General features: G+C 68.1%; 14 protein-coding genes. 5 read left to right on the top strand and 9 right to left on the bottom strand.

Annotated features, from left to right (window positions below; genetic code table 11):
- Positions 1 to 131 precede the first annotated feature (131 nt).
- The gene (locus tag AC1RM6_RS06855) at positions 132 to 962 is read left to right on the top strand and encodes a 23S rRNA (adenine(2030)-N(6))-methyltransferase RlmJ (protein ID WP_493099372.1); all 831 of its coding nucleotides are present in this window, start codon (positions 132 to 134) and stop codon (positions 960 to 962) included.
- A gap of 123 nt (positions 963 to 1,085) precedes the next feature.
- On the opposite strand, the gene AC1RM6_RS06850 is transcribed toward AC1RM6_RS06855, so the two are convergent.
- A complete protein-coding gene (locus tag AC1RM6_RS06850; RefSeq protein ID WP_493099568.1) occupies positions 1,086 to 2,366 on the bottom strand; it encodes a DEAD/DEAH box helicase in 1,281 nt (426 codons plus the stop codon).
- Between the two features lie 280 nt (positions 2,367 to 2,646).
- Positions 2,647 to 3,618 (bottom strand): dicarboxylate transporter/tellurite-resistance protein TehA, encoded by a 972-nt coding sequence (tehA, locus tag AC1RM6_RS06845; protein ID WP_493099370.1) that lies wholly within the window; start codon positions 3,616 to 3,618, stop codon positions 2,647 to 2,649.
- Positions 3,619 to 3,683: 65 nt separating this feature from the next.
- Between tehA and AC1RM6_RS06840 the strand changes: the two genes are divergently transcribed.
- Positions 3,684 to 4,799 (top strand): hypothetical protein, encoded by a 1,116-nt coding sequence (locus AC1RM6_RS06840; protein ID WP_493099368.1) that lies wholly within the window; start codon positions 3,684 to 3,686, stop codon positions 4,797 to 4,799.
- 45 nt (positions 4,800 to 4,844) lie between these two features.
- Here AC1RM6_RS06840 and AC1RM6_RS06835 read toward each other — a convergent pair whose 3' ends face one another.
- Positions 4,845 to 5,174 carry a YciI family protein gene (locus AC1RM6_RS06835; protein ID WP_493099366.1) on the bottom strand — a complete coding sequence of 110 codons (330 nt, stop codon included), beginning with the start codon at positions 5,172 to 5,174 and terminating at the stop codon, positions 4,845 to 4,847.
- Positions 5,175 to 5,567: 393 nt separating this feature from the next.
- On the opposite strand from AC1RM6_RS06835, the gene AC1RM6_RS06830 reads away from it, so the two are divergent.
- Positions 5,568 to 6,332 carry an SDR family NAD(P)-dependent oxidoreductase gene (locus AC1RM6_RS06830; RefSeq protein WP_493099364.1) on the top strand — a complete coding sequence of 255 codons (765 nt, stop codon included), beginning with the start codon at positions 5,568 to 5,570 and terminating at the stop codon, positions 6,330 to 6,332.
- A gap of 307 nt (positions 6,333 to 6,639) precedes the next feature.
- Positions 6,640 to 7,545, top strand: a complete 906-nt coding sequence (locus AC1RM6_RS06825) for a LysR family transcriptional regulator (RefSeq protein ID WP_493099362.1) — start codon at positions 6,640 to 6,642, stop codon at positions 7,543 to 7,545.
- A 40-nt stretch (positions 7,546 to 7,585) separates the two neighbouring features.
- Here the strand turns inward: AC1RM6_RS06825 and AC1RM6_RS06820 are convergent, their stop codons facing one another.
- Together AC1RM6_RS06820 and AC1RM6_RS06815 are read right to left on the bottom strand one after the other, a co-directional pair.
- Positions 7,586 to 7,918, bottom strand: a complete 333-nt coding sequence (locus AC1RM6_RS06820; RefSeq protein ID WP_493099360.1) for a cupin domain-containing protein — start codon at positions 7,916 to 7,918, stop codon at positions 7,586 to 7,588.
- Positions 7,919 to 8,189: 271 nt separating this feature from the next.
- Positions 8,190 to 8,993: a helix-turn-helix domain-containing protein gene (locus tag AC1RM6_RS06815; RefSeq protein ID WP_493099358.1), complete on the bottom strand. Its 804-nt coding sequence runs from the start codon at positions 8,991 to 8,993 to the stop codon at positions 8,190 to 8,192.
- Between the two features lie 294 nt (positions 8,994 to 9,287).
- Between AC1RM6_RS06815 and AC1RM6_RS06810 the strand changes: the two genes are divergently transcribed.
- Positions 9,288 to 10,256 carry an enoyl-CoA hydratase/isomerase family protein gene (locus AC1RM6_RS06810; RefSeq protein ID WP_493099357.1) on the top strand — a complete coding sequence of 323 codons (969 nt, stop codon included), beginning with the start codon at positions 9,288 to 9,290 and terminating at the stop codon, positions 10,254 to 10,256.
- 20 nt (positions 10,257 to 10,276) lie between these two features.
- Here AC1RM6_RS06810 and AC1RM6_RS06805 read toward each other — a convergent pair whose 3' ends face one another.
- The 4 genes from AC1RM6_RS06805 to AC1RM6_RS06790 all read right to left on the bottom strand — a co-directional run bounded on the left by AC1RM6_RS06805 (position 10,277) and on the right by AC1RM6_RS06790 (position 14,804).
- Positions 10,277 to 11,467, bottom strand: coding sequence for a CoA transferase (locus tag AC1RM6_RS06805; protein WP_493099356.1), 1,191 nt, complete (start codon positions 11,465 to 11,467; stop codon positions 10,277 to 10,279).
- A 276-nt stretch (positions 11,468 to 11,743) separates the two neighbouring features.
- Positions 11,744 to 13,240, bottom strand: a complete 1,497-nt coding sequence (locus AC1RM6_RS06800; RefSeq protein ID WP_493099354.1) for a class I adenylate-forming enzyme family protein — start codon at positions 13,238 to 13,240, stop codon at positions 11,744 to 11,746.
- A gap of 7 nt (positions 13,241 to 13,247) precedes the next feature.
- Positions 13,248 to 13,511 (bottom strand): hypothetical protein, encoded by a 264-nt coding sequence (locus tag AC1RM6_RS06795; protein WP_493099352.1) that lies wholly within the window; start codon positions 13,509 to 13,511, stop codon positions 13,248 to 13,250.
- A 66-nt stretch (positions 13,512 to 13,577) separates the two neighbouring features.
- Positions 13,578 to 14,804: a CaiB/BaiF CoA transferase family protein gene (locus AC1RM6_RS06790; RefSeq protein WP_493099566.1), complete on the bottom strand. Its 1,227-nt coding sequence runs from the start codon at positions 14,802 to 14,804 to the stop codon at positions 13,578 to 13,580.
- Positions 14,805 to 14,856: the final 52 nt, after the last annotated feature.

The raw sequence follows: 14,856 nt of genomic DNA, 5'->3' as shown, positions 1-14,856 counted from the left end.
TCGCGCAAAACTGCTTTGAAGGCTTCCGCCCGACTCTATACGAGCACCGAATTGGTTACTTCAATCGCCCCGCGCTCGGCTTCCGCGCCCAGCAGCTCGAAAAAGGCAGATCGACAGGATTCCGAATAACAATGAATTATCGCCATTCCTTCCATGCTGGTAATAGCGCCGATGTCGTGAAGCACAGCCTGCTGATCGCGCTGGTACGGGCCTTGCAGCACAAACAGAGCGCGCTGACCCTGATCGACACCCATGCCGGCTGCGGGCTGTACGACCTTGAAGGCGAGGCGGCCCAGCGCACCGGCGAGTCCACGCAGGGCGTTCTGCGGGCCTTTGCCGACCCGAACCCCTTGCTGAACGACTATCGCGCCGCCGTACAGGCGGTGAATGTCGGGGCCGAGCCGCATCTCTACCCCGGCTCGCCGCAGATTCTGGCGCAGCTTCTGCGCCCGCAGGATTTCCTGATCCTGAACGAAAAACATCCCGAGGACGTCTATACCCTGCGCGGCGTGATGCGCGACACATCCTCTGCCATCCATGAGCGCGACGCCTACGAGCTTTGGCTGGCGATGCTGCCGCCCCGCACCGCGCGCGGCGTGGTGGTGGTCGACCCGCCTTACGAGCAGCCGGACGAACGCGCTCGCATCACAGCCACTCTCGCCGCAGCTTACCGCAAATGGGCGCATGGCGTGACGGTGATCTGGTATCCGCTGAAAGACCGCGCCACGCATTTGCGGTGGAAGGCGCAGTTACGCAAGCTCGGCATCCCGAAATTTCTGTGGCTGGAGCATTGGTTGTACGATGACGATCAGTCCGGCATCTATAACGGCGCGGGCCTATATATCGTCAACCCGCCCTACGCCTTCACGCAGGCGTTGCCGCCTCTGCTGGAAGCCCTGCGCGCCGCACTGGCGCTCGAAGGGCATAGGGGCGAGATCGCAGCCGATTGGTTGGGCGATTAGAGCATTTTCAAGTCAGGCGGAATCACCTGGCGGCTCGTAAAATACGGAAAATAAAGGAAGTTTAGAGCATGTCCTGATCAATCTGATCAGGACATGCTCCGGAATGCCCAATCCGCCGCCTTGTCAGCCAGCCCTTGCCGCTTCCCGCGCGGCGAGCTTCTCTTCCTCGGTCCAGACCTTGCGAACCCGCTCTTTCGGCGGCTTGACCTGCTTGGCCGGGCCGCCGCCGAGCACGGGGGCGCGGCGGGTCGAATGGCGCGCGACTTCGCAATGCCAGGGGTGATCGGCCTGCACCGTCAGGGTGCGGCCGATTTCCCGCTCGACGTCGCGCAGCCAGGCGCGCTGATCGGCGTCGCACAGCGTGATCGCGAAGCCGCTGCGCCCGGCGCGGCCGGTGCGGCCGATGCGGTGGACATAGCTTTCGGGCAGGCTCGGCAGATCGTGGTTGAAGACATGGGTCACCGTGTCGACATCGATGCCGCGCGCGGCGATGTCGGTCGCGACGAGCACCTGCACGGTCCCGGCCCGGAACGCGTCCAGCGCGCGCTCGCGCTGGCCCTGCGACTTGTTGCCGTGGAGCGCCTCGGCGGTGATGCCGCCCTCGCTGATGAACGCGCAGACTTCGTTGGCGATGTTCTTCTGCAGCGTGAAGACGACCGCCTGGCCGATCTCCGGGGTCTGCAGCAGCGCCAGCAGCGCCGCCTTCTTGTCGGCCGCGTCGAGGAACATCACCGACTGCTCGATCCGGTCGACGGTGGTCGACGGCGGAGCGATCTCGACCTTGGCCGGATCGCGCAACAGGCTTTCGGCCAGCGCGGCGATCGATTTCGGCATCGTCGCCGAAAACAGCAGGGTATGGCGATCCCGCGGCAGCGTCGCGACGATGCGCTCGATCGGCTTCGCGAAGCCCATGTCGAGCATCTGGTCGGCCTCGTCGAGCACGAGCGCCTCGAGGGCGGACAGGTCGCAGACGCCCTGTTCGATCAGGTCCAGCAAGCGGCCCGGCGCCGCGACGATGATGTCGACGCCGGCCTTGAGCGCATTGGCCTGATGGAATGGGCTGACGCCACCGAAGATCGTCGTCACGCGCAGCGGCAGATGGCGGCCGAAGCTTTCGAAGCCGGCGGCGATCTGCGACACCAGTTCGCGGGTGGGCGCGAGCACCAGCACGCGGGCGCCGCCTTTGGGCGCCGGGCGGGGATCGGCGGCGAGGCGATGCAGCAGCGGCAGTGCGAAGGCGGCGGTCTTGCCGGTGCCGGTCTGCGCCATGCCGAGCATGTCGCGGCCCTGGAGCAGCAGCGGGATCGACTGGGCCTGGATCGGGGTCGGGCTGGCATAGCCCTGCTCGGCCAGCGCCTGCAGCAGGAACGGCGCCAAAGCGAGATCGTCGAACGTCATGGTCATGGTCACGCGGCGCCTCCAGCGCGGGCAAGGCTGCGCCTGATTGGGCTTAGCTTGATTGAGAGCGCGGCCTGTTAGGTGCGATGCTGCACCGCGTCAATGGCGAAGGCCGGAACGCCCGCAATTCCATGCCGAAATCGCATAAAACCGCTCAAATCCGCCTGAAACCGGATGCCCCACTCCACGTCGCGCGCATTTCGCAGCGGCTCATATGCGATCTCGAAGACGCCGACACATTCCCGATCGATTGGTCCGCCAAGACGCCGTTCCGGTCGTGTCCCGGTCAGGTCGCAGGCGTCACCGGCCGCGGCAGCAGCCGGCCCTGGGCGAGGCGCCGGACCGTCCCCGCCGCGACGAGCAGCACGACGAGGTTGGCGAAGCCGAACAGCAGCGGTGCGAGCCAGGTTATGACGCCCTGGTCGCCGCGCACCACCAACCGGATCGGCGCGGTCGCGAGTGCGGTCGCGCCGAAGGTGAAGGCCCAATAGCCGGCCGAGAAGGGCTCTTCGAGGATCCAGGGCAGCAGCCGCAGCAGGATCAGCGCCTGGAACAGGCCGTAGCCGATCATCGCATGCACGACCCAGGTCGGCGCCTGCGGCACCGCCGCCATCAGCGCGACCGCGCCGACCACCGGCGGCGCGAGCTGGACGCCGAGGGTGGGCCGCAATGCGCTCGGCATGGCGGGGGCGGTGAGCAGCCGGTGGAGCAGGACGGACTCGATGGCGAGCCAGCCGAACAGTCCCATGCCGAAGAAGAAGCTGGCGCCGTCGGCAAGACCAAGGCCGCTGCCGACGATCGCGGCGACGAAGCTGCCGGCGACGCTCGGCAGATAGAGGATCGGGGTGCTGTGACCGGGGTCGCGCCCGCCCAGCCAGAGCCCGCCGGTCCGCCAGACCGCGAAGCCGATCGTGAACAGCAGGCCCAGGCCATAGAGCGCCAGCGCGAGCGGGTGCGCATAAGGCGCGGCGGCTCCGGCGATCAGCATCGTCGACACCCCGGCGAGACCGATGAAGCAGCATTGGACCGGATGCGCGAGTTCGGCGAGCGCGGCCTCGCGCGCGACGATCCATTTGAGGCCATAGCCGATCAGGACGATCAGCCAGACCAGCGCCGCGACCGCCATGATCGCCTCGCCGACCAGGGCGGGCAGCGCCCAGGCGGCGTGCGCGCCCCGCCAGGCGCCGCCGAGCCCGGCCAGCCCGAGCACCATCCCGAAAAAGGCCGCCGGCACCGGCGGGATGTTCGAACGCGTCATGATCTGTCCCCACCCGACGACCGACCGGTCCGACGCCCGCGACGCGCTTTCCGGTCAGCCTGTCGATGTACCAGATGGCATCGGCGATGAAAGGATCATCGATGCACACGCCCGTTGCGCGCATGGCGATGACGCGGCGCGATGGATCACGCGAAGCCGGCCTGTGGCCCGGACCGGCGGGTCATTGCGTTCGCCGACGCGAGCGCTATCCTCGATCGCGGATAGTGACGCCGATCGCCATTCGGGGGAGGACTGCCATGGACCATGCGATGCTCGTTTCGAAAACGGGGCAAGGCGTCCAGCGGTCGCCCGAGCCCGCAGGCCGCCAATCGGGTCCGACCGCCCAGCTCGTGAACGCAGGCCCCGCGGTCCGCCGGCTGCAGGCGCTGGGGGCCGCGATCAACGCACGCCCGGGCAGCGGCACGGTCGGCGCGCCGGTTCAGCGGGTCATGATCGGCGAGACCGACGTCAGCGCGGCCACCTCCCGGGAGGCGATCATCGCCGCGCTGCAATGGACGAGCCTGCTCGGCCTGGGAGTCCATCTCGGGCTGGACGCATGGCGGGAGGTCAAGGAGATCCTCGAGGCAAAGGGAGGTTGCGGCGATATTCTCGAATGTGTGGATGACAAGATCGAGGACCTCGAAAATCCCGAAGAGGAAGAGGGGAGCGATTCCGAGGATGGCGGGGCTGATAGCGAGCCTTTTGTCGATCCGCTCGTCGAAGCGGCCGAAGAGCGCAAGCGCACCGCCGATGCGTTCGGCTGGGAACATTATCCGGCAAAGGTCGGCGAATATGTGAAGATCGGTGTTCATGAGACCCATCCCGACAGGGTTCTCAGCCTGACGACGACCGGCCCGGCGGCCGACCGTTTCGACACCGGCAGCGGGCTGGGCAAAGGCCGCGGTTTCTACGTGACCCATGTCGGTAACAAGACGCTCTATTCTGCGGTCAAGGACGTGACCTATGCGCATGCCTTCGTCGCGATCTATGCGCCGGAGACCCTCGAGAAGATCGTCTCGCCCAGCGACGACAAGAACCACGTCGCCCAGCTCGATGCGCTGCACGGATCCAAGATGTGCTATTATGTCATGTCCGGCGGGTCGGAAATCGTCGTTCCGGAACGCGCGCTCGGATTGATCAAGCCGGTCTCGAAACTCGACCAGCTCGAAGCGCTCAGATGACCCGCCGATGCCGCCGGTCCGGTGCCGGCGGGGCATCGGCCGCGATCAGCCGTGGAACGGCACCCAGAACATCCTGACCTCGACATCGAGCAGCCCCGACTTCACCGTCGGATCGTCGGTGGCGATCCGGTTGGCTTCGTCGATGTCCGCGGCCTTGAAGATCGTCATGCCGCCGTCGGCGAGCACGCCGTTCAGCCCGCCGGCCTTCTCCATGAACGGGCCGCTCATCACGGTCAGGCCCCGCTCGGCCATCTCGGTCATATAGCCGACATGGTCGAAGAAGCCGGGCTGTTCGTTATATTTGACGCCCTGCACCCAGTTCGGGCCCGGGCTCTGGAAGGCCACGAAATAATGGGGGCCATTTTCGTCGATCATCGGAACGTCTCCTGCGGGAGTTCGGCGGCGGCGGCTGCCGTTGCCCTGTGCCACGGCATGTCGGCGCTTTGAGCGCCTGCGGGGAGTGCGAGATTTCGGATAAGTAAGATGCGACGGGCGAATGGATCCCGCGTTCGATGGTCGGTGCCGGCCCGTGCGGCGAGAGCCATGGCCCCCGTAACAGCTGTGGTACCAATAGCCGAAACTTTTAACCCGTTCGTGTCGAGCGAAGAAGGGGAGTAAGGGATTGCGCCCGTCGGTGTGAGGCGATGAACAAGCAAGAGCGGCGCTGCGAATGACTGTTATTCGAAATCCGCCGCTTATCGCCGGCGCTGGGCGCGCCATCTTTGTCCCCGACGGAAGGCATTTGGCGCTTCCGAGGAGGACCGTGACATGAACAGACTTATCGGCCAGATCGCGCTGGTGACCGGCGGCAGCAGCGGCATGGGCCGGGCGACGGCGAAGCAATATGTCGCCGAAGGCGCCACCGTGATCATCACCGGCCGCCGGCAGGACCGGCTCGACGAGGCGGTCGCCGAAATCCGGGCCGAGACGGGTGGGGCGATCGAGGGTTTCCAGGGCGACATCGCCGATCTGGGCGATCTCGATCGGCTGCGGGCGTATATCGCCGACACATATGGCCGGCTCGACGTGCTGTTCGCCAATGCCGGCGGCGGGACGCTGGGCGCGTTCGGCACGGTCACCGAGGCCGAATATGATCGCATCATGGCGGCCAACCTGAAGGGAGCCTTCTTCTCGGTGCAGACGCTGTTGCCGCTGATCCCCGACGGCGGTTCGATCATCCTCAACGGATCGATCGCGGCGAGCAAGGGATTGCCGGGCTTCACCGTCTATTCGGCGGCCAAGGCGGCGATCCGGTCGTTCGCCCGCACCTGGACGACCGATCTCGCCGCGCGGCGCATCCGCGTCAACACGCTGGCGCCGGGCACGATCGTCACCCCGATCATGACCGAGCAGGCGGGGTTCAGCGAGGAAGAGGCGGCGGCCTTCTACGCACGGCTCGCCACCGAGACCCCGCTGGGGCGGACCGGCACCGTCGACGAGATCGCGTCGGTCGCGACCTTCCTGGCGTCGTCGGAGAGCAGCTATATCGCCGGGGTCGAGCTGCATGTCGACGGCGGCTATGCGCAGGTGTGAGCATCATAGCCCCGGCTGAAGCCCTGTATCTTATGCCTGCTTCTTCTTCGTCATCCTGACGGAAGTCAGCATCCAGACGCGCAACCGTGAGAATCCATGCGCAGCGCTGAGGCTGGACGCGCAGCGCTGCGTGTCTGGATCCTGATTTCCATCAGGATGACGGAGGAGGGCGCCTCCACTCCCCCACAGTGCGATTATGTTGGCGCCTATGGGAACAGGTCCGGGGTGACGAAGGAGAAGGGCTCAGGCGCGCGCCACAGCGCGGATGGCCGCGCGGCGCGATACCGGCTAGCAAGGGGGGATCGACATGGCCAGCGGGGTCCCCGGTTTGAGCGATCAGTTCCAGGCCCTTCGGCTGTTCGTGCAGGTCGCGCGCACCGGCAGCTTTTCCAAAGGCGCGCGCGAGATGAAGCTGTCGCAGCCGACCGCGTCGCGGATCATCGCGCTGCTCGAGGAACAGCTCGGCACGTCGCTGTTCGCGCGATCGACCCGGGCGCTGACGCTGACCGATGCGGGGGCGGCCTATCTGGCGCGGGTCCGGCCGATCCTCGACTCGCTCGAAGAGGCCGACAATGCGATCCGCGGCGGCGACGACCTGCGCGGCACATTGCGGGTCGGGGTGACGTCGGTGCTCGCCTCGCGGACGATCGTGCCGCGGCTCGGCGCGTTCATCGCCCGCCATCCGCATCTGCAGGTCGAACTGGCGGTCGACGACCGGCGGCAGGACCTGATCCAGGAGGGGATCGACGTCGCGATCCGCTTCGGCAAGCTCGCCGATTCCAGCGCGGTGGCGCGGCTGATCGGGCGTTGGCCGCTGATCGCCGCGGCGGCGCCCGCCTATCTCGCGATCCATGGCACCCCCGCGGCCCCCGAAGACCTTGCCGGCCATATGTTCGTGATCGCCGGCCCGGTCGCGGGGCGGGAACTGCTGTTCCGCCAGGCCGACCGCGAAGCGAAGATACAGCCCAGCGGCCAGGTCGCGATCAACGGCGCCGAAGTCGCGCTCAGCGCGGCGCGGGCCGGCCTCGGCATCGCGGTCGCCAGCCTCGTCGCGTTCAGCGAGGATCTCGACACCGGCAATCTGGTGCGGCTGCTGCCCGACTGGACGCTCGGCGACATCGAGGCGCACGCGCTGTTCGCCAACGGCCAGAACGGCAAGCCCGCCGCCCGCGCCTTCGTCGATCATCTGATCGAGCAACTGCGCCGATTGTGACGGCGATCGGCGCGTGCATAAGGGGCGCGATCGCGGCCCCTCAGGCTTCGCCGATATGGACCGCGAGCCAGATCGTCGGATCGGCGGTGTAGGTCACCCGATGCGCCACGCCTGCCGGGATCATCAGATGATCGCCGGCCGCCAGATCATGCTCGCCCGTGCCTTCGCACCAGAGGCGCGCCGCCCCCTGGACGATCAGAACCCATTCGTCCCACGCCTGGACATAGGGCTGGTCGGGCGGGGTGACATGGCCGCGCGACACGATCCGCTCGATGCGCACGCCGGGCCTGCGGGCGAGGTCCTCGAACAGTTCGTCGCCGTCGCCCGACGCATCGACATGGAGGATGTTGCGGCCAAAATCTGCTGACGTCATACCGCCTTATAGGTGATACCGAAGATGTTGTCGCATGCCGGATGGGCTCGATCCGCACACTGGCCGGTAACGGGTTTAACGCCCGGACCTTAGACTTTCGGCCGGGATGGCACAGCTTGCACCGCGATCCGCCGTTACCATCGACGTCACGCACCGGGTTCACGCCTCCCCGGTGCGTGGCGAACCAGAACCGCACCGCCATCGCCCCCAAAAAAGAGGCCGCTTCGGATATCCGGAGCGGCCTTTTCAATGGGAGAAGGAAGGGGAGGGGTCAGCCGGCGACGGCGATCGCCGACATGCTGTCATAATCCTCGATCGAGCCGATGCAGCGGCGCGCGGTCTTCTGGAGGATCGAGGCGAGCGCGACCGGGTCGCGCTCGTCGGAGGCGTCATGGACGAAGCCGATCGCCATCGACCGGTCGTCGGCCTCGGTCGGCAGCAGGATCGACACCAGCGACGCCTCGATGCCGAAGCCGGCCGGGCCGATCGCATAGCCGCGCCGTCCGGCGTCCTGGATCCGCGCGCTCATTTCGGATGGCAGGAATTTGCGGTCGTCGGGCGCCTCGGCATTCAGGCGGCGGATCAGCCCCTCGCGGCGCTGCGGCGGCAGCGTCGACAGCAGCAGCCAGCCCGCGGCGGTCGAGCAGAGATCCTCGCACTGGCCGCCGGTCAGATCGCGGCCGGCGGACTCGACGCGGTGGAGGCCGGGCTTCCAGCGGAAGATCTGGGCCTTGGCGCCGACCATGCCGATCAGGACGACGCCGAGACCGGTATGCGCGCGCAGCGTGTCGATCAGCTCGGCGAGGCGGCCATCGCGCACAAGGCGCGGTTGCGACAGCGAGCCGATGATCGCGGCGCGCGGGGTCAGCGTATAATAGCGCGAGCCCGGATCCTTGTAGAGCAGGCCGAGGTCGACGAGGCTGGCAAGCAGTTCGGACGTGCTCGACTGCGGGCGGTTATAGCGGCGGGCAATGTCCATCACCGTCGCGCGGTGATGCTGGTCGTCGAAGAAATCCAGCACCTCGATGACACGTTGCGCGCCCTTGGCTTTCGCCGGCTCGTTGATTGTCGCCATAGCTCTCTCCTATTTTGTAAGCATGCTAAGCAATGTCGAAATGGAGTCAATCCAAAACAAATGAGATGCTGTCGCTTGCGAGATATGACGGGCCGAAACTGCGATCGGCGCCCGGCGTGGCTGTCGCGTCAGTGCATTTTTTGAACTGGTTCGCACGTCATGTTGCCGGGCAATGATGACAATTTGCCTGCCATGAAGGGCCTTGGCGAACGGCGCAGCGGACGGCATGGTCCAGCCACCGCGCAGCCCCTCGATCGGGGGGCAGATCGGCGTGCATCGGGATCGGCAAGGGTCATGGCGTATCAAGACTGGCTGCTAAGCCCCGAAAGCGCCGCCCGCATCGCCGATATGGGACAGCCGCTCGGCTTCGTCGATCTCGATCGCTGGCCGCGTGACGTGCCGATCGCGACGCTGACGCCCTTTCCGTTGATCGGGATCGGCGATCGCGGCCATCCGCTAGCGGCGCGGCTCGACGCGCTGGTCGAACCGCCGGTTTCGGCCGATGCGATCGTCGCGCAGGTGTTGTGTGCGCCGAGCGCCGCGGCCGCCGCGGTCCAGCTGCTGCGGAGCATCGACGGGCTCGATCCCGACCGCGCGCTGCCGCTCGAGTCGATCTGTCTCGCGATGCTGCAGGGGAGCGCCGAGCATCGCGCCTGGATCGCCGCGGGGCCGCATGGCGATCGCACGGCCGAGGGGCGGGCGATCGTCGCGCGAGACGACCGGGTGCTGACGATCATCCTCGACCGGCCGCAGGCGCATAATGCGATCGACGTGGCGCTGCGCGACGGGATCCACGACGCGCTGATGGTGGCGATGCTCGATCCCGACATCGGCACGATCATGCTGCGCGCGCGCGGGCCGAGCTTCAGCATCGGCGCCGATCTGGCCGAGTTCGGCACCACGAACGACCCGGCCACCGCGCATCTGATCCGCGCGCGCAGCCTGCCGGCCGCGCTGCTCGCCGGGCTCGGCGACCGGATCAAGGCGCATGTCCAGGGGGCCTGCATCGGATCGGGGCTCGAAATGGCGGCGTTCGCGCGGCATGTCGTCGCGACGCCGCGCGCCTGGTTCCAGCTTCCCGAACTGGCGATGGGGATCATCCCGGGCGCCGGCGGCTGCGTGTCGCTGCCGCGCCGGATCGGGCGGCAGCGGACCGCGCTGATGCTGCTGTCGGGCCGGCGGATCGGGGCGAGGACCGCGCTCGACTGGGGGCTGGTCGATGCGATCGTCGATGCGCCGGTGGGCGACGCGGATATCGGCTGACGCCCAGGCGGCGCGGCGGATCAGCGCGAGAGGCGTTCGATCGTCGCGCCGGTGTCGGCGCCGAGCGCCGCGACCGGACCGATCGCGCGGCGGACGACCCGCGGGAAGGGGGCGCCGGCCGCCTGCGCCCATGCCCGCAGCGCCGCGTCGAAGCCGGCGGCGTCGCGCGCCCGGTCTTCGGCCATGCCATGAGCGACGACGTCGCGCATCGCGATGCCATGGCGCCCGCCATGCCCCGACTGCCACGCCTCCCACCCCGCCAGCGCGGCTTGGAGGCCGGTGAGCGGATCGGCGATCGCGTCGCCGACGAAGCCAGCGCGGCCGGTCGCGGCGTGCAGCGTGCGGCTGAGGCCCGCGGCGACCGCGACATCGTCGCCGAACCCGACCCAGCCCGCCGGCTCGCCGGTCGCGCCATGCGCGGTGATCGTCAGCCAGACGAGCCCCGGGGTGGCGGCGACGATCGCGTCGGCGTCGATGCCGAGCTGCCGCAAGGCGCGCGGCCGGGCGGCCTCGATGACGATATCGCTGGCGGCGATCAGGGCGAGCAGCGCGGCACGGTCGGCGCGATCGGCGAGGTCGAGCGCGACGCTGGCCTTGCCCTGGTTGATCAGGCCGAAAAATCCCGACGGATCGTCGCGCATCGCGTCGGGGCGGGTGCGGCTTTCGACCTTGATCACCTCGGCGCCGGCCAGCCAGAGGAGATGCCCAGCGAGCGGCCCGGCCCACAGCGCGGACAGATCGAGAACGCGCGGCGCAGCGCGGGTACGGGGGCCGGCGGGTCGTCCCGCGGTCAGCAAGGTCACTGGGGCGGCCGGCGCGGGCTCCGGTTCGTCGGTGGCGGCTATGGCGAGCCCCATCATCCGCCCGCGCGCGACCAGCGCCGTGGCGTCGGCCCGGGCGATCCGCGCGGCGATCGCGGCGTCGTTCCGCGGATCGAGCGCGCCGTCCTCGAACAGCGCCGGAAGCAGATCGCGATCGTCGTCGCGGGCGAGGTTGAGCGCGACCGCGCCCCCATCTCCGTCATCAGCGGCGGGAAACAAACGGCAGCCGCCGCCCGCGGAGGTCGTGCCGGGGATCGCGAAGCCCGCCAGCATCGCGCGCTCGCCGAGCAGGGTGGCGCCGTCGAGCGCGGCGATCGCGGGCGCGCCGGTCGCCTGCGCGAGGCGGGCGAGGATGCGGTCGGCACAGGCGGTGAGGGGGATGCCGGGCATTGACGGTGGATAACAGCGCGTGCGGGGATTGGGCAAATCGCGGTGGGTGGGGGTGCCTCAACTTAAGCCCCTCCCCAACGGGGAGGGGTTTGGGGGTGGGGTGCGGCTGAAGCGGCTCGATGCCGCTGAAGGCGCTCTTGGTTCCAGCGCAGACGCTCGCTTCGCTCGCGACCCACCCTTCGTCAGGTAAACCATGCCCCCGGCATGGTTGAGGGCGTGCCGGGGGCACGCCCGACCGGACGAACCCTCCCTTAAAAGGGAGGGGCTAAAAGTTGGCTACCCGTTGAACAGCGTCCGGATCTCGCGCCGCAGCAGCTTGCCCATCTCGTTATAGGGCAGCGTCTCGAGCACCGCGAAGCGCTCGGGGACCCGCGACGAGCGCAGGCGGTCCTTGATCAGCGCGCTCAGTTCGGTCTCGCTCGGCACGTCATGGCCCGGGCGGGCGACGACGGCGATGCCGACCGCTTCGCCCCATTCGAGCGAAGGCACGCCGACCGCGCAGGCATCGGCGATCGCCGGATGGGTGAGCAGCACGTCCTCGATCTCGCCGGGCGAGATATTCTCGCCGCCGCGCACGATGACGTCGTCGGCGCGGCCGGCGAGGAACAGATAGCCCTCGGCGTCGAGCCAGCCCGCGTCGCGGGTCGGGAACCAGCCCTGCGCGTCGAGCGCGCTGCGTTCCTTATATTCGCCCGACACCTGGTCGCCGCGGACATAGATCTCGCCGCGCTCGCCGACCGGCAGCAGCCCGCCTTCCTCGTCGCGGATCTCGATCTCGACCGTCGGCAGCGGCTTGCCGACCGAGCCGAGCCGGGCGCGGATCTCGGGATCGGTCGAGCCGTGCGCGGCGCGATGCTCGTCGGGGCCGAGCAGGGCGACGGTCGAGCTGGTCTCGGTCAGGCCGTAAGCGTTGGTGAAATTGGTGGTCGGGAACAGCGACAGCGCCTTGTCGATCAGTTCGACCGGCATGCGGCCGCCGCCATAAGCGATCGCCTGGAGCGACGCGAGCCCGGCGGCCTTGTCCGCGTCGATCCGGTCGATGATCCGGCCGAGCATCGTCGGCACGACGAAGGCGTTGGTCGCGGCCTCGGTCGCCGCCAGCGTCAGCCAGCCATCGGGGTCGAACGCCGGCAGCAGCAGGATGCGGCGCATCGCGTAGATCGAGCTGAGCAGCGCGGCGATACCGGCGATATGATAAGGCGGGACGCTGACCAGCGCGGCTTCGCTCTCGTCCGCCGACATGAATTCGACGGTGCCGAGGATGTAGGACAACAGGTTGCCGTGGCGCAGCAGCGCCGCCTTGGGCGCCGCGGTGGTGCCGCTGGTGAACAGCTGGACGGCGATGCCTTCGCCCTCGATCTCGTCGTCGGTGGCGCGATCGGCGGCGGCCTCGGCCAGCGCCACGAAATCGGCGCGGCTGTGGACGACATGGCCGACGCCGGGGCTCAGCCGTTCGACGCGGGCGACGTCGCCGACGATATAGGCCGGCGCGATCCGGCCGAGCAGCGCGGCGAGATCGGCATCGGCGAGCCGGTAGTTGAGCGGCACATAGGGGACGCCGGCGAGCGCCGACCCGAACAGCGCGATCGCCGCGGCCTCGCTGCTCTCGTCGAGCAGCGCGACATGGGCGCAGCCGCTTTCGAGGATCGCGACGGCGGCGCCGCGCGCGGCGCGGAACAGCGCGGCATAGGACCAGCGACGGCCGTCACAGACCAGGCCGATGCGATCGCCGTCGGCGTCGGCGGCCATCTGCAGGATGAGCGAGATGTTCATGGGTGCGTCAGTCCGACGACGGCAGCGGCTTGGCGTCCTTGATCTGCAGCGCGACGCCGCCGAGCGACAGCGAGCCCTTGCCCGCCTTGACGCACAGCAGCTCGACGGTGCCGTCGGCATCGACATAGCGCTTGCCGATCTTGCTGCCTTCGGCAAAGGCCGGGTCGATCTCGCCCAGCGTCGCCGGCTTGTCGTCGGCCATCGGCGCGCCGCCGCAATCGACGGTCGCATCGGCGGCGCCGCGGATCACCATCACTTCGGTGTCGCACACCGTGCTTTTCAGTTTCGTTCCAGCTTTCATCATATCCCTCGAGGTAAATGGTCTCGAACCATGTGGTCAGGCGATCGCGCCGATCGATTTGAGATTTTCGATACGATCCCACTCGACGCCGAGCTCCATCAGGAACAGCTCTGTATGTTCCGACGCCTGCGGCGCGCGGGTGGTCTCGACGGGCTTGTGATCGAACTGGACCGGGCCGCGCACCAGCTTCAGCGGCTTGCCGCCGTCGATCGCCTCGACCTCGAAGATCATGTCGTTGGCGAGCGCCTGTTCGTCGGTGGCGAGATCGACGAGGCTCTGGATCGGCGCCCACTGGCCCTTCATCGTCTTGAGATGCTGGCGCCAATATTGGAAAGGCTGCTTGCCGATCGCCTCGACGATCAGGTCGCTCGCGGCCTTCCAATTCTCCATCAGCGCGCGCACCTCGGAGAAGCGCGGATCGTCGGCGGCCTCGGGAATGCCGAGATGCGCGAACGTGTCGCGGATCACCGGGCCCGGGGTCAGCACGCACAGGTTGATCGTGCCGCCATCGGAGGTGGTGAAATTACCCATGAACGGATTGCCCGGCGCGCCGCCCGAATAGGGCATGCGGTTGCGCATCGTCTCGCCGCTTTCGATCCCCATGTCGACCGCGGTGCCCGCCGCCCACCAGGCGGTGCTGAGCAGCGAAACGTCGATCTCGCTCGCCTCGCCGGTGCGCTCGCGGTGGAACAGCGCCGCCGAGATGCCGCCGGCGATGTTCATGCCGCCGATCGAATCCCCGAACGCGGCGATGCCCTGCATCAGCGGGCCGTCGAGTTCGGCGGGGGTCATCGCATAGCCGACGCCGCTGCGCGACCAGAAGGCGGTGCCGTCGAAGCCGCCGACGTCGCGCTCGGGCCCCTTGTCGCCATAGGCGCTGCCGCGGGCGTAGATGATGTTCGGGTTGGCGGCGCGGATATGTTCGATGTCGATGTTCAGCTTCTGCCGCTGGGCGGGCAGATAGTTGGTCAGGAAGACATCGGCGGTCTTGGCGATCTCATAGATCAGCGCCTGCCCCTCGGGGGTCGAGACGTCGATGCCGACGCTGCGCTTGCCGCGATTGGGGTGTTCGATCATCGTGTTGCGCTGGGGGTCGAGCTTCATGCCGCCCAGGTTGATGAAGCCGCGCTGGGTGTCGCCGCGCACCGGATGCTCGATCTTGATGACGTCGGCGCCCCAATCGGCGAGAATTGCCCCGGCGGCCGGAACGAAGGTGAACTGCGCCACCTCCAATACCCTGACCCCCTTCATCACCTGCGTCATACGAAACACACCCTCTCATAACCGATGGGCAAGCCTAGCGTGGGCCGAATGA

The organism is Rhizorhabdus sp. GW822-FHT03C02 (assembly GCF_058801765.1).
The sequence above is the reverse complement of the archived record's forward strand: the minus strand, read 5'-3'. Positions and strand labels throughout refer to the sequence as shown.

Excerpts from the sequence above, each read along its gene's own strand:
- AC1RM6_RS06855 (WP_493099372.1), top strand. The coding sequence starts at position 132 with ATGAATTATCGCCATTCCTTCCATGCTGGTAATAGCGCCGATGTCGTG.
- AC1RM6_RS06850 (WP_493099568.1), bottom strand. The coding sequence starts at position 2,366 with ATGACCATGACGTTCGACGATCTCGCTTTGGCGCCGTTCCTGCTGCAG.
- tehA (WP_493099370.1), bottom strand. The coding sequence starts at position 3,618 with ATGACGCGTTCGAACATCCCGCCGGTGCCGGCGGCCTTTTTCGGGATG.
- AC1RM6_RS06840 (WP_493099368.1), top strand. The coding sequence starts at position 3,684 with ATGTACCAGATGGCATCGGCGATGAAAGGATCATCGATGCACACGCCC.
- AC1RM6_RS06835 (WP_493099366.1), bottom strand. The coding sequence starts at position 5,174 with ATGATCGACGAAAATGGCCCCCATTATTTCGTGGCCTTCCAGAGCCCG.
- AC1RM6_RS06830 (WP_493099364.1), top strand. The coding sequence starts at position 5,568 with ATGAACAGACTTATCGGCCAGATCGCGCTGGTGACCGGCGGCAGCAGC.
- AC1RM6_RS06825 (WP_493099362.1), top strand. The coding sequence starts at position 6,640 with ATGGCCAGCGGGGTCCCCGGTTTGAGCGATCAGTTCCAGGCCCTTCGG.
- AC1RM6_RS06820 (WP_493099360.1), bottom strand. The coding sequence starts at position 7,918 with ATGACGTCAGCAGATTTTGGCCGCAACATCCTCCATGTCGATGCGTCG.
- AC1RM6_RS06815 (WP_493099358.1), bottom strand. The coding sequence starts at position 8,993 with ATGGCGACAATCAACGAGCCGGCGAAAGCCAAGGGCGCGCAACGTGTC.
- AC1RM6_RS06810 (WP_493099357.1), top strand. The coding sequence starts at position 9,288 with ATGGCGTATCAAGACTGGCTGCTAAGCCCCGAAAGCGCCGCCCGCATC.
- AC1RM6_RS06805 (WP_493099356.1), bottom strand. The coding sequence starts at position 11,467 with ATGCCCGGCATCCCCCTCACCGCCTGTGCCGACCGCATCCTCGCCCGC.
- AC1RM6_RS06800 (WP_493099354.1), bottom strand. The coding sequence starts at position 13,240 with ATGAACATCTCGCTCATCCTGCAGATGGCCGCCGACGCCGACGGCGAT.
- AC1RM6_RS06790 (WP_493099566.1), bottom strand. The coding sequence starts at position 14,804 with ATGACGCAGGTGATGAAGGGGGTCAGGGTATTGGAGGTGGCGCAGTTC.